The organism is Martinezella calliandrae (assembly GCF_030272695.1).
In the GTDB taxonomy this organism is placed as follows: Bacteria; Pseudomonadota; Alphaproteobacteria; order Rhizobiales; family Rhizobiaceae; genus Rhizobium; species Rhizobium calliandrae.
In genome coordinates this window covers 37,884-51,161 of the sequence record NZ_JARFYN010000049.1, presented here as the reverse complement: position 1 = coordinate 51,161, position 13,278 = coordinate 37,884, and the positions used below count along the sequence as shown (strand labels likewise).

The window sequence follows — 13,278 nt, the reverse complement described above, 5'->3', positions numbered from 1 at the left end:
GCCCCAGGCCTTCTTGTCGTTGTTGAGATCGACGCCGATGATCATGTCGGCGCCGGCAAGCTTCAAGCCCTGGATGACGTTCAAACCGATGCCGCCGAGGCCGAAGACGATCGCGGTAGCCCCCATCTCCACCTTGGCGGTGTTGATAACCGCGCCGATGCCGGTCGTGACACCGCAGCCGATATAGCAGATCTTGTCGAAGGGGGCGTCCGGATTGACCTTGGCAACGGCGATCTCCGGCAGCACGGTGAAATTGGCGAAGGTCGAGCAGCCCATATAGTGATGGATCTTGTCCTTGCCGATCGAAAAGCGCGAGGTGCCGTCCGGCATCAGCCCCTGGCCCTGGGTCGAGCGGATCGCCGTGCACAGATTGGTCTTGCGGGAAAGGCACGACGGGCACTCGCGGCATTCGGGCGTATAAAGCGGAATGACGTGATCGCCCTTCTTGACCGAGGTCACACCCGGGCCGACATCGACGACGATGCCGGCACCCTCATGGCCGAGGATCGCCGGAAACAACCCTTCCGGATCGGCGCCCGAGAGCGTGAAATCGTCGGTGTGGCAGATGCCCGTCGCCTTGACCTCGACCAGCACCTCGCCGGCCCTCGGGCCATCGAGCTTAACAGTCATGACTTCCAGCGGTTTTCCAGCGGCAACGGCAACGGCGGCGCGTACATCCATGGACATTCCTCCCAATATTGGTTTCGAGTTGGTTCGAGGCGTCAGTCAGCGGTTCTTTCCCACACGTCGCGGGCCTCTCGGATCAAGAGCAGGGATTCCTCCCACCGGTCCGTGGAGTCTTCCCCATCGCGTCCCGTTATCGCATAGGGCTTCGGTCCGAGCTCGCAGGTAAATGCGAGACTATCGTCTGCGCCGGCGCGCTTGCGCCAGCTGCCGAAACCATATTCCCACCAGCCGAGAAAGAGATCGACCCAAGGCCGATGATGCGGAAAGGAGATTTCGATCTGAACCTGTTCGCGCGAAGCGACCCGGCCATGGAAGGCCCATGAGCTATCGAGGATCCGGTGGATTAGAGCGTGGTTTTCGTCGGATACCGGCCAGGCGAATTCCCGTCCGACAAGAAAATGCGAGATATCGCCCAACAGCTTCAAATCCGGAAGCCGGTCGAGCAGATCGAGCGTAAAGAAGAGATCGGTGGTCATCCGGTCTCGATGCGTCTCGATTAAGACGTCAATACCTGCTTCTTCCGCCAGCCTTTGCCAGCCTTCGAGCAATGGGATGCAATCCTTGAGCCGCCGCAACCGCACATCCGGCTGAAGGCAGATGTGGTGAACGTTGTATTCGGCGGCGATCTCGAGAACCGGCTTCAGATCGTCTACGCTCTTCGGAAAGCATTGACCTTCCGCCTGCAGACCGTGCTCTTTGAGCAACCCTGCAACACGACGCACGACACTGCGATCATACCAATGAGTGCTGATGCCATCAAAGCCAGCCGCCGCGATCTTTTCGATATTCTCTTCCAGAGTGAGCTCCGGATATTTAGCGCTGCGCCGCTCCATGGCCCAGAGCGACTGGAATATAAGCATGCTCTGCATGGTGCCTCCCCCTACCTGTGGCTTTCACAAATCACGAATTCGAAACCTTGGCCAGACGGTCCGTTGAGGCGTTTTGATCATCACGGTGTTTCATTGCAAAACGGAGGTATTCCGGTGTCTGGAGCCGTCGGCATGATGGTTTTTCATCAAAAAACTCTCAGACGCCAATGGGCTCAGTCGATAACTTTCTGGAGGCGGTCACATGAGCCGCTGTTCCTGGGAGGAGAACATGCAGAAATTACTGAGCGCAAGTGCTTTGGCATTGGTGTTGTCATCACAAGCCCATGCCGCCGGTCGCATCGGCGTTTCGATGGGATACCTGACGACCAATTTCCAGACCCTGATCGCCAATGGCATGCAGGACTACGCCAAGACCAGAGGCTTGGAGCTGCAGGTGGAGGACGCTTCCAATGACGTCAACAAACAGGTCGATCAAGTGCGAAACTTCGCAGCAGGTGGCGTATCGGCCATCATCGTCGATCCGGTGGATTCGGACGGCACTCCAGCAATGAGCAAGATTGCCGAACAGGCAGGCATCCCGCTGATCTATGTCAACATCCAGCCGACCGATCTGTCTACGCTTGGCAAGAAGCAGGCTTTTGTGGGATCGAACGAGACCGAATCCGGAACGCTTCAGACCAAGGAGGTCTGTCGCGTGCTCGGCGGGAAGGGTGACGTCGTTATCATGATCGGCGATCTTTCCAGCCAGGCGGCGCGCCAAAGAACAAAGGACGTGCATGACGTGCTGAAGTCCAAGGAATGCGGTGGTATCAAGGTCGCGCGCGAGCAGGTCGGAAACTGGAGTCGCGTTGATGGCGCTGATCTCGTCTCGAATTGGCTGACCGCAGGCTTGAAGATCGATGCCGTCATCGCCAACAACGACGAAATGGCCCTCGGGGCGATCGCTGCAATCAAGAATGCCGGCGGCTCAACCAACAAGACGCTTGTGGCGGGCATCGACGCCACGCCCGACGCGCTTCAGGCGATGAAGGCGGGTGACCTCAAGATTACCGTGTTCCAGGATGCGAAGGCACAAGGGCGCGGTGCCGTCGATACCGCCGAGAAGGCGATCAAGGGCGAGCCGATCGGCAAGGAAGTTTGGATTCCGTTCAAACTGGTGACGAACGAGAACATGAGCCAGTTCGAGCATCTCAATTAAGGTTCTGCGCGCCGGGCGCATCGGTCGAGCGTGGGAAATGGGGGAGGCATCGTCGGCCTCCCCTTTTTCACATTGTCCTGCACGCCCGCTTCTATCGGCTCGGAACATGTACCTCGTTTTCCTTGCCGCGAATTTCTTGGCCGTGAGTAATTTTCATCAAAACTATGCTGTCGTTGCCAGGCGGTGTCGTTGAGACTGGTTGCATAATTTCCGCCAATTGGGAGAGGACACCATGGACGACACGCTCTACGGATCGCGCGATGAACGCGGAGACTGGAAGCCCACCAAGCTGCTCAAATATCCTCCGGTCTTCATCTGGCCCGCAAAGCCCATCGCCTTCCTCAAATGGTTCTTTGGCTATCCCGGCTATCTGCTGCCGTGGAACGTCCTCTATGCGGCCATCGCAACGCTGCTATGGCTTTATGCGACACCATCGATGGAAACGATGAAGACCCTGGCGCCAGGCTGGGTCGCATATCTTCTTCTGCGCAACGCCATCCTCGTATTTCTATTCTTCGGGCTGTTCCATTTGCGTCTCTATGTGCAGAAGCAACAGGGCACGAGCTTCAAATACAATGGCAAATGGCCGTCGACGAACAATTCCGCGTTCCTGTTCGGCAATCAGACCGTCGACAATGTGATCTGGACATTCGCAAGCGCCGTGCCCCTGTGGACGGCATTCGAGGTACTGACGCTTTCGGCATTTGCAAACGGGATCATTCCCTATCTCGATTTCCGTCAGCACCCTATCTATTGCGCCGTCATCATGCTGCTAATCCCGGCGTTTCGTGATCTGCACTTCTACCTGGTCCACCGCCTCATCCACTGGCCGCCGCTCTACCACAGGGTTCACAAGCTGCACCACAATAACGTGAACCCCGGTCCGTGGTCAGGATTGGCAATGCATCCCGTCGAGCATCTATTGTATTTTTCCAGCGTGCTCATCCATTGGATCGTGCCGTCCAATCCGATCCACGCTGTCTTCCATCTGACGCATCTGGCCCTTGCGCCGGCACCGGGGCATGTCGGCTTCGACAAGATCGTGATCGGAGAAGACAGCGCCATCGATACTCACGCCTATGATCATTACCTTCACCACAAATTTTTCGAGTGCAATTATGCCGATGGCGTCATTCCGCTCGACAAGTGGTTCGGGACCTTCCACGACGGCTCAAGGGAGGCAGAGGACCGCATGAACAAGCGCTTCATGGAGCGGGCGAAAAATTACGCCGAAAAGCGGGCACGGCGTTCTCAGGCCTCGGGCTAAAGCGCCAGCCGTTATTCCAGACCAATCTCCCCGCGCCGCTAGCCGGCAGGCAATAAGCGGCGAGACTGCCGGAGCCTGTTGTCCCTCCATTGCAGGCTCCGGCCTTTTCTCGATCAGGCCGGCGCGGAAAATTGTCCGATGTTCTCGCCCGTGTAGGTCAGGAATGGAACCGGATCCTGACTAACGGGAACGTCGATGATACCCATTCTGTGAAGCACGGTATCCAGCGCGCGACGGGCTTGCGTTTCAGGCGCTTGGTCGAGAACCAGGGTCATCAAGCCGGACGAAATGAAGCTCCGCGTTTCATCATTCAGCTCATGTGCGATCCAGACGAGTTCACTGCGCTTTCTTTCCCGGTGGCGCTGCAGCGCCGATCCTACGCCAAGATTTGCGCCCCCTGCATTATAAATTCCGACGACGCCTTCCTCCCGGCGTAGCGTTTCCGTCAGCATCTCGGCAGACCTGACGTCTTCGTCGAGGCCAAATATGACCTCTGAAAACCGATGATCCGGATTGTGATGGGCGGCAAGGTAGTCGGAGAAGCCGCGAATACGTTCCTTGTGAATCTGATAGGCCCAGCTATGACAGACGGCCACGATGCTTCCAGCCGTATGCGCAAGCATCCTGGACATGTAAAAGCCGGCCGTTCTCCCGGCCGCATAGTTATCAATGCCGACGAAAACATTATCCTTTCCCGCCGTGTAAGAAACGATTTGGACGACCTCGATCCCGGCAGCACGGGCTTGGCGTAAGCTCTCCCTGATTTTGGGATGATCGACCGCGACCACGATCAGGCCGTGGCGGCGAATGGTGGTATTGGCCACATAGGCCGCGAACTTCTCGGCATCATTCTCGTCGACGAAGGTCCGGTGCAGGGTTATCGAGCTGTCGAGCGATGCAGCGATGCGTTCAAAGGCTCGGTTGAGCTTTGCAAAGAACGGCGTCTCGGGTCTCACCATGATCACTTCGATGCGAATAGTCCCGCGATAGAGGTTTGGAATTAGGCCCTTGTATCCCAGCCTCTTTGCAGCAAGCACCACCTTCTCTGCTGTCTTGGGCTTTACGCTTCCGCGTTCATTGAGAACGCGTTCGACAGTGGCAAGGCCAACGCCTGCCGCCTGCGCGATGTCGACCAAACGGGTTTTCTTCATTCCGCTCCTCCTGAGGAAAAATGATCATAATCGAACTGGAATGTGAAGGGCCACATCCCGCATGGTCGGTCCTGCTCTGGGAGGAGAAAAGTGAGTGCGATCGCTCCACAGGACAAGCTCCCTGGTGAGAACCTGCTCCTCTCCTGCAGAGCGAAATCTTAAGGGGTGGCTGCGAGCCACCGGAAAGCCATAGCCAGGAGAAGACAATGACGACATGGATCGACGCGTGTGGAGCTCACGACATTGAACAGGAGAACGTCGTTCGGTTCGACCACGAAGGTCGAACCTTTGCTATCTATCGAAGCCCCGAGGACCAATATTTTGCGACGGACGGGCTTTGCACCCACGAGAGGGTTCATCTTTCCGACGGACTGGTCATGGATGACATCATCGAATGCCCGAAACATAACGGACGGTTCAGCTATAAAACCGGCGAGGCCCGCGGCGCGCCTGTGTGCGTCAATCTCAACACATATCCGATCAAGATTGACGGCGACCGCATTATGATCGGGCTCGGGGAACCGGCTTCGCGCTTGGGCGTTTGATAATTTGTATCGGGTATCACCGGCATTCCGCCGACACGCCCGAATGGGAGAGAATGATGAAAACGCTGCTAGTCTCGATCGGCTTTTTGGCTGTTACCGCTCTTTCGGTTTTTGCTGCCGAGCCCGCCAAGATGGTCGATACGAAAATGGGGAAGGTTTTGGCCACGGATAAGGGCATGACCCTCTACGTGTTCGACAAGGATGGCAAAGGCAAATCAAACTGCGATGCGGCTTGCTTGAAGAAGTGGCCGGCCTTCCATGCCGATGCCAAAGCCAAGGCAGAAGGTGAGTGGTCGCTTGTCAAAGCCGCCGACGGCAAGGACATGTGGGCCTATAGCGGCAAGCCGCTCTACACATATTCCGGGGACAAAAAAGCCGGTGACATGACTGGCGACGGCGTTGGCGGCGTCTGGCATGTGGCCAAGTGAATTTGAAGTGCACATGCAGCGTTTGTTGCGTGCACTTATCTGAGACGACAGCCCTGGATCGTCGATTTAGGACGAGACAGGCCTAAGGCACTTTGGGGCGATAGGGGCCCCACTTCGGCATATCATCAATGCCACCGGCAAGCCGCTTGGTTTCAAAGCGGCTTGCCGGGGCCCGATGAAGAGTTGTTGGCAGCCATGTCGCGCTCGCCCCAAACGAACGCAGACGGATACTCAATACTAATTCGCCGCAACTCTTCGAGCGAGAGCCATCACATATTCATCTGCGATATCGGCCAAGGTCAAAGCGACCTCGGTTTCCTTCCAACCTGCGGCAACAGCCGTGAGCACGAATTCTCGAAATGCCTCAGCAAGGACCTCTTCGCGCTCGACAACGCGATATGGGTTGTTCGCGGCATGCTGAGGGGCGCTGATTTGAATTGTCGGGCGGGTAGGTTCCATTGATACGTCCCCTAAAGGTTGATTCATTGCATTTTCGCTTGCACTCGGTCTGTCTTGCCAGCACCGCTATTATGCTTCTTTTCTAAAAGGTTACGCGCGACGTGTCGTTAGACGCGCATCCTGAAATTTGCCGCAGCGTCCATTTCTGCAATTGCAGATCGGAATTTTCCGCCTGTCGCGCCCTGCTCATAACATCGACAAATCCGCAGCCGCCGTCATCGTCAACCCCGGCATCGAGCCCGATCAGAGCCATCACAGGGCGTGAGCGGGATCGCTGCTCATCGCGCACCCGAGCCTGCGAGGCGCAATTCAGTCAATCGATTGACTTATCCAAAAATAGGTTCATTCTAAGGGGCATGAGACAGAGAAATAGTGATCCAAAGCCCGAGGCCGCGCGCAGCGACATGACGAGGGAAAAATTGCTCGAAAATGCCCTCGACGTTTTCGGAAGATACGGCTTCGATGGCGCCTCGACACGCAAGATTGCAAACGCGGCCGGTGTGAACCTTCAGGCAATCACCTATTATTTCGGCAGCAAGGAAGGGCTTTACATCGCCACCGCCGAATATCTCGCCGACATGATCGGGCGGTATGTCAGTGGCATGCGGGCGCGAATCGCCGACCAGATCGCAACGCTCGATGCAACGGGTACGCCGCTCGACGAAGCGCAGGCTCGGCTTTTCTTGACCGAGATCGTCGAAACAATGGTCGTCCTTTTCGTCAGCAAGAAATCCGAGGCCTGGGCGCGCTTTATCATTCGCGAACAGATGGAGCCGACTGCGGCCTTCGAGCGGGTCTATTCGGGCATCATGGGACCGATGATTGGCCTCGGGCGGCGTCTCATCGGGGCGATTATTGCTGATGATCCAGCATCGGAAAACGTACGCCTGCGTTGCCTGTCTTTCGTCGGCAGCCTGATGGTTTTCAGAATGGCCAATGCCGCAGTCCTCGCTCAAATGGAATGGGATGCGATCGGCGAGAGGGAAATCGTCAGGTTGCAGCAGCATGCGCGCAGGCTTGTCGCCGCCCTCGGGCCGGCGAGAGGAGAAAAATTGTGAACCGGATCATTCCGATTGCTGTTGTCACCATCATTGCCGCCGGCGCAGCCGCCTGGTGGTCTGACGCACCGGCAAAACTCGGCTGGAAATGGCAGCAGCAACACGAACTCGTGCTCTACGGCAACGTCGACATCCGCCAGGTCTCGCTTGCCTTTCGCGTCAACGGCAAGCTCAGCGAGGTTCTTGTCGACGAAGGCGACGTCGTCAAAAGCGGCACGGTGCTCGCCCGGCTTGACGCGGAGCCCTATGACTATGCTGTCCGCTCGGCCGAGGCCAACGTCGCAGCACTGAGCGCCACGCTCGACAAGCTCAAGGCAGGGGCGCGCCAGACGGAAATCGCGCAGGCGCGCGCCTTCTATGAAGAACAGCTTGCCGATTTGCAAAACGCCAATCTGGCCTATGATCGCGCCAAACAGTTGCGGCCACAGGGCAACATTTCCGAAGCCAGTCTGGAACAAGCGTCGGCGACGCGGGCCATGGCGTCTGCGCGCGCGGATTCGGCCAATCAGGCGCTGCGGTTGCTGGAAGAAGGCAGCCGCGCCGAAGATATCGCCGCGGCGCAAGCGCAGCTCAAGGCTGCCCAGGCGACACTCGCGACGGCACGCACTTCGCTTGGCGATACTGAGCTGCGTGCCCCAAATGACGGTGTAATCCTCTCGCGCGTGCGTGAGCCGGGATCGATCGTGGCGCCGGCCGATCCGGTCTTTGTGCTGTCGTTGACCGAGCCTGTCTGGGTGCGCGCCTATATCGCCGAGCCGGATCTCGGCCGGATCCATCCGGGCATGAAGGTCAAGGTGACATCGGACACCAAGCCGGACGAAGCTTATGACGGCACGATCGGCTTCATTTCGCCCGTTGCAGAATTCACGCCAAAATCCGTGGAGACGCCCGAATTGCGGACGGATCTCGTCTATCGGCTGCGAGTCACCATCGACAAGCCCGGGCCCGATCTGCGCCAGGGCATGCCGGTGACGCTCCACTTCCCGGCGGCATTACAGGCGGCGGAAAATTAACATCCTCCACCGGCTGAAGCCGGGGGATTTTCCGGGGGCGGATACCCCCTTCCAGTTATCGCTTCAACGGAGAGCTTATGCCCTTCCTCGACGATCGTAGACGCCGTGTTCCGGCGCAATATGTTGATCGCAGCGTTGTGATCGGCATGGGCGCAGAAACCGCATCCAGTACAGGCAAAGGCCGCTTGGCTTTCGCGGCTTTGCTTGTCCACGGTTGCGCAGTCCGAACAGGTCTGCGAGGTGTAGGCGGGATCGACGGTGACGAGCGTCCCGCCGCGCTCTTCAAGCTTGTAGGCGAGGATGGTTTCAAATGCGCCCCAGCCCTGGCTGAGAATGCTCCTGTTCAATCCGGCCTTCTGCCGAACGTGGCGCCCCGGCTCGTCAATCGTGCCGCGCGCGGAAGCCGTCATGGTCCTGATGCTCAGGTCTTCCAACGCGACCACGCCGAAGCAACGGGCGATATTCAACGCAGTCTTGTGCTGCCAGTCGCGGCGGATGCGTGCCGCGCGGGCGGAGAGACGGGCGACCCGCCGCAACGCTTTGGCGTGTCGGGCCGAGCCTCGCTTCTTTCGAGCCAGCGTCCGCTGCGCGCCGCGTTTGCGCCGGTCGATGGCGTCGAGGCAAGACGGCAGCGACAGGGTTTCGCCGGTCGAAAGCGTCAGCGTGTTCACCACGCCTCGGTCGATGCCGACGCAAGGGCAGCTATTGGCCGGGGCGACATGCTCGATCTCGCAGGCAAAGGATACATGCCAGCCGAGCGCATCGAGCGCTACGGTGACGTTTTTGATCGTGCCGCGCCTCGGCCGAGTGTCGCAAAACCTCACCCAGCCGATCTTCGGCAGGCGCACGGCGGACCATTTGCCATTGAGGCGCTTCGTCTCGACCTCGCGTCCCTGGAAGCGGAAGCTGTCGTTGACGCCCTTTCTGCGCGGCGACGGATAGCGGGCGCGGCCGGAGAAGAAATTGGCGAAGGCTTTGTCGAGATCGCGCAATGCCTGCTGCTGGCAGGTCTGCGAGACGGCGGCGATCCAGTCGTACCCGGCTCTGAGCATCGTCAGTTCCCGCGCCTGCGCGATGTAATTCAGGCGGCTTGCCGCATTGGCCTCGTACTGTCGCCACCAGTCCCGCCGCTGCTCCAGCGCCAGGTTGTAGACCAGGCGGCACACGCCGGAAAACTGCCGGAACAGGGCTTCCTGCTCTGGCGTCGGCGCCAGCTTGTATCGAAAACCACGAAGGATCATCCTGCTCATCTAGCCGTTGGTCTAACGAGGAACAATATGGACGAAAATGCAGATATTCGCAAAGGACGGCATGTCGTCTGTGCCCTTCATGCTCATTTGGTCTTTGTCACCAAATATCGCCGCAACGCCCTTTGCGAACTCGCCATCCACGATCTGTCGCGCATCTTTGCCAAGGTCTGCAAGGATTTTGAGGCCGAACTGATCGAGTGCAACGGGCAAGACGATCACGTCCACCTGCTTGTTCACTACCCGCCTAAGATGGCGCTGTCGAAGCTGGTCAACAGCCTGAAAGGCGTGTCGAGCCGGCTCTTGCGTCAATGGCGACCAGAGGTGCGGGGTCGATACAAGGACGGCGTTCTGTGGTCGCCTTCCTACTTCGTCGCTTCGTGCGGCGGCGCTTCCCTGACCCTCATCGCTGAATACGTCAAATCCCAGAGGCAAGCGACCTCCGGTCGCCCTCGCCTGCCGCACCGCCCTGAAGGACGGGGTTTCTCGCGAGGTGTTCGATGATCGACGTGCTCGACAGAGGCATTAGCGGCGATCTTGTCCGGCTCGAAGGGGTCACAAAGCGGTTCGACGCAACAAAGCCTGCGCTTGACGCCATCACCGGCGCGGTGCGTGGCGGCGAGATAACCGGCCTCGTCGGCCCAGATGGCGCCGGCAAGACGACGCTTATCCGCTTGCTGACGGGGCTGATGTTGCCGGAGAGCGGAACCGTGGAGGTTCTCGGCTTCGACACGCGCAAGAATGCCGCCGCGATTCAAGCGGGGATCGGCTACATGCCGCAGCGCTTCGGGCTCTATGAGGATCTGTCGGTTCAGGAAAATCTCGATCTCTATGCTGATCTGCGCGGGCTACCCGGGCATGAAAGAGCGGCCGCCTTCGACGAGCTGCTTACCTTTACCGACCTCAAGCGTTTCACCAGCCGCCTTGCCGGCAAGCTCTCCGGCGGCATGAAGCAGAAGCTCGGCCTTGCTTGCGCACTTCTCAAGAAGCCGAGATTGCTGCTGCTTGACGAGCCTGGTGTCGGTGTCGATCCCATTTCGCGGCGCGATCTCTGGAAGATGGTGGAAAACTTGACGGAGGAAGGCATCGGCGTGGTCTGGTCGACTGCCTATCTCGAAGAAGCCGAGGCCTGCGACCGTGTCTTCCTGCTGAGCGACGGCAAGCTACTCTTTGCCGGCGAGCCGAAGGATCTGACCGCGCGAGTAGCCGGCCGCGTCTATCGGGTCAGCGGCATTACCGGCAGGCCTCGCCAGATACTTACGAAACTTCTCGGTGAAGACGGCGTGGTCGACGGTGTCATTCAAGGAGAGGCAATAAGACTGGTCACGGTCAAGGACAGGCAAAGCCGGTTTTCGGCAGCCGGCAATGCCGAAGTGACGGTTGCCGAGCCACGTTTCGAGGACGCATTCATCGACATGCTGGGCGGAGGACCGGGCGGACGCTCGCAACTGGCAGAGACGCAGCGCAGCTTTACCGTCGAAGGCGAGAAACCGGTGATCGAGGCGCGTGCTTTGACCAAGCGCTTCGGCGATTTCACGGCGGCCGACAACATTACCTTCGACATCCCGCGCGGACAGATCTTTGGACTGCTCGGCCCTAACGGGGCCGGCAAGTCCACGACGTTCAAGATGCTCTGCGGCCTGCTGAAGCCTACGAACGGCGAAGGTCGCATTGCGGGTTTCGATCTACGTCGCGACACCGCCGAGGCACGCAATCGTCTTGGCTACATGGCTCAGAAATTCTCGCTCTACGGCGATCTCAGCGTTTCCCAGAACCTGCAATTTTTCGCAGGCGTCTACGGCCTGCGCGGTGCTCACAAGCGAGAGCGGGTCGACCTGATGACGTCGATCTTCGATTTTCGGTCTCGGCTATCCATGTCGGCGAAGGATCTTCCGCTCGGCGTAAAGCAGAGGCTGGCGCTTGCCTGTGCGGTGATGCACGAGCCGGAGGTACTCTTCCTCGACGAGCCGACGTCCGGTGTGGATCCGATCACACGGCGAGAATTCTGGACCCATATCAATGGGCTCGTCGAAAAGGGCGTCACGGTCCTCGTCACCACACATTTTATGGACGAGGCCGAATACTGCGATCGCATATCCCTGATTTACCGAGGGCGCTCGATCGCGCTAGGCTCGCCTGACGAATTGAAGGCCGGGGTCGCCAATGCGGAAAACCCCGATCCGACGATGGAAGATGCTTTCGTCGCCCTCATCCAGGCATCGGAGAAGAGGATGGCTGCATGACGTCCCCTTCCCCCTCTGCCACCGCTTCCTTGCGGCGCGAGCGCGCCCGCCGCTTCGTTGCGTTGGTGCGCAAGGAGAGCTTCCAGATCATGCGTGATCCGAGCAGCATCCTGATCGCCTTCGTGCTTCCGATAATCCTGCTGTTCCTGTTCGGCTATGGCGTTTCGCTCGATACCCAATTGACGCGCGTCGGCTTGGTCATGGAGGAAACGACGCCGCTCACCGCTGACCTCGCCGCCAGCTTCAGTGCATCGCGCTATTTTTCGGTCGTGAGCGGCCGCGACCGCCGGCAGTTCGAAGGGGATCTCGTCCTTTCCCGTGTCCGCGGCATCATCGTCATACCGGCTAACTTTACGGCGAACTATATGGCGGGCAATCGCCCGCAGCTTCAGGTCATCGTCGACGGCTCCGACCCCAACACCGCCAATTTCGTTCAGAACTATGCCCAAGGCGCGGTCACCAACTGGCAGCGACAGCGACAAGCGGAAATGATGGGAGGCGATCCGGCCATCACCGTCGAGCAACGCTTCTGGTTTAACCCAGAACTTACCAGCCGTTCCTTCCTCGTGCCGGGCTCGATTGCGATTGTCATGACGCTGGTCGGGACGTTGCTGACATCGCTGGTGGTCGCGCGCGAATGGGAACGCGGCACCATGGAGGCGATGATGGCGACACCGGTGACGGCGGCAGAACTGCTTGCCGGCAAGCTGCTTCCCTATTTCGTGCTTGGCCTGACCTCGATGACGCTCTGCGTCCTGCTCGCCGTCTTCCTCTTCGGCGTTCCGTTCCGCGGCTCGGTCCTGGCGCTTTACGCCTTATCAGCGGTTTTCCTGATGCCGGCGCTGGGCCAGGGTCTGTTGATCTCGGCCGCGACCAAGAACCAGTTTCTCGCTTCGCAGCTTGCTTTGATTTCGGCATTCCTGCCGGCCTTCCTGCTTTCGGGTTTTCTTTTTGAAATCAACTCAATGCCGACTGTCATCCGCTGGATCACCTTTATCGTGCCGGCTCGGTATTTCATTCCCAGTCTGCAAACGGTTTTTCTTGCCGGTGACATCTGGCCGATGTTCCTGCAGGCGATCGCCATCATGTTTGCCATCGGCTGCATCTTCTTCCTGCTTGCCGCGCGCAGCACAAAAAAGAGGATCGGGTAAG

At 58.8% G+C, this 13,278-nt stretch carries 14 protein-coding genes; 9 read left to right on the top strand and 5 right to left on the bottom strand.

The annotated features are described in order from the left end of the window. Both PY650_RS27895 and PY650_RS27890 read right to left on the bottom strand, forming a co-directional pair. Positions 1-681, bottom strand: a 681-nt coding sequence (locus PY650_RS27895) for an alcohol dehydrogenase catalytic domain-containing protein (RefSeq protein WP_285882919.1), incomplete at its 3' end; no start/stop codon positions are given. Positions 682-722: 41 nt separating this feature from the next. Beyond that, the gene (locus PY650_RS27890) at positions 723-1,556 is read right to left on the bottom strand and encodes a sugar phosphate isomerase/epimerase family protein (protein ID WP_285882917.1); all 834 of its coding nucleotides are present in this window, start codon (positions 1,554-1,556) and stop codon (positions 723-725) included. Positions 1,557-1,785: 229 nt separating this feature from the next. Between PY650_RS27890 and PY650_RS27885 the strand changes: the two genes are divergently transcribed. Further along, positions 1,786-2,715 carry a sugar ABC transporter substrate-binding protein gene (locus PY650_RS27885; RefSeq protein ID WP_285882920.1) on the top strand — a complete coding sequence of 310 codons (930 nt, stop codon included), beginning with the start codon at positions 1,786-1,788 and terminating at the stop codon, positions 2,713-2,715. A gap of 232 nt (positions 2,716-2,947) precedes the next feature. Continuing rightward, on the top strand, positions 2,948-3,982 hold the full coding sequence (locus tag PY650_RS27880) for a sterol desaturase family protein (RefSeq protein ID WP_285882916.1): 1,035 nt from the start codon (positions 2,948-2,950) through the stop codon (positions 3,980-3,982). Between the two features lie 113 nt (positions 3,983-4,095). Here the strand turns inward: PY650_RS27880 and PY650_RS27875 are convergent, their stop codons facing one another. Continuing rightward, positions 4,096-5,133 carry a LacI family DNA-binding transcriptional regulator gene (locus PY650_RS27875; protein ID WP_285882915.1) on the bottom strand — a complete coding sequence of 346 codons (1,038 nt, stop codon included), beginning with the start codon at positions 5,131-5,133 and terminating at the stop codon, positions 4,096-4,098. A gap of 206 nt (positions 5,134-5,339) precedes the next feature. Here PY650_RS27875 and PY650_RS27870 point away from each other — a divergent pair, with 206 nt between their 5' ends. Both PY650_RS27870 and PY650_RS27865 read left to right on the top strand, forming a co-directional pair. Then, the gene (locus tag PY650_RS27870) at positions 5,340-5,678 is read left to right on the top strand and encodes a MocE family 2Fe-2S type ferredoxin (protein WP_285882914.1); all 339 of its coding nucleotides are present in this window, start codon (positions 5,340-5,342) and stop codon (positions 5,676-5,678) included. Positions 5,679-5,734: 56 nt separating this feature from the next. Next, complete coding sequence (locus tag PY650_RS27865) at positions 5,735-6,106, top strand: COG4315 family predicted lipoprotein (RefSeq protein ID WP_285882913.1); 372 nt, start codon at positions 5,735-5,737, stop codon at positions 6,104-6,106. 237 nt (positions 6,107-6,343) lie between these two features. On the opposite strand, the gene PY650_RS27860 is transcribed toward PY650_RS27865, so the two are convergent. Continuing rightward, on the bottom strand, positions 6,344-6,565 hold the full coding sequence (locus PY650_RS27860; protein WP_285882912.1) for a hypothetical protein: 222 nt from the start codon (positions 6,563-6,565) through the stop codon (positions 6,344-6,346). 356 nt (positions 6,566-6,921) lie between these two features. On the opposite strand from PY650_RS27860, the gene PY650_RS27855 reads away from it, so the two are divergent. Continuing rightward, entirely contained in the window at positions 6,922-7,623 is a 702-nt protein-coding gene (locus PY650_RS27855) for a CerR family C-terminal domain-containing protein (protein WP_285882911.1), read from the top strand. Next, positions 7,620-8,636, top strand: a complete 1,017-nt coding sequence (hlyD, locus tag PY650_RS27850; protein WP_285882910.1) for a secretion protein HlyD — start codon at positions 7,620-7,622, stop codon at positions 8,634-8,636. The genes PY650_RS27855 and hlyD overlap by 4 nt, the downstream gene beginning before the upstream one ends. Here hlyD and PY650_RS27845 read toward each other — a convergent pair. Further along, positions 8,633-9,886 (bottom strand): RNA-guided endonuclease InsQ/TnpB family protein, encoded by a 1,254-nt coding sequence (locus PY650_RS27845; protein WP_285882909.1) that lies wholly within the window; start codon positions 9,884-9,886, stop codon positions 8,633-8,635. The genes hlyD and PY650_RS27845 overlap by 4 nt on opposite strands. A gap of 27 nt (positions 9,887-9,913) precedes the next feature. Here PY650_RS27845 and tnpA point away from each other — a divergent pair, with 27 nt between their 5' ends. From tnpA to PY650_RS27830, 3 genes are read left to right on the top strand one after another with little or no spacing between them, the layout of a single operon-like run. Continuing rightward, positions 9,914-10,387 (top strand): IS200/IS605 family transposase, encoded by a 474-nt coding sequence (gene tnpA / locus PY650_RS27840; RefSeq protein WP_285882908.1) that lies wholly within the window; start codon positions 9,914-9,916, stop codon positions 10,385-10,387. Continuing rightward, positions 10,384-12,126, top strand: coding sequence for an ATP-binding cassette domain-containing protein (locus PY650_RS27835; RefSeq protein WP_285882907.1), 1,743 nt, complete (start codon positions 10,384-10,386; stop codon positions 12,124-12,126). Before tnpA ends, PY650_RS27835 begins: the two co-directional genes overlap by 4 nt. Continuing rightward, positions 12,123-13,277: an ABC transporter permease gene (locus tag PY650_RS27830; protein WP_285882906.1), complete on the top strand. Its 1,155-nt coding sequence runs from the start codon at positions 12,123-12,125 to the stop codon at positions 13,275-13,277. The genes PY650_RS27835 and PY650_RS27830 overlap by 4 nt, the downstream gene beginning before the upstream one ends. Position 13,278: the final 1 nt, after the last annotated feature.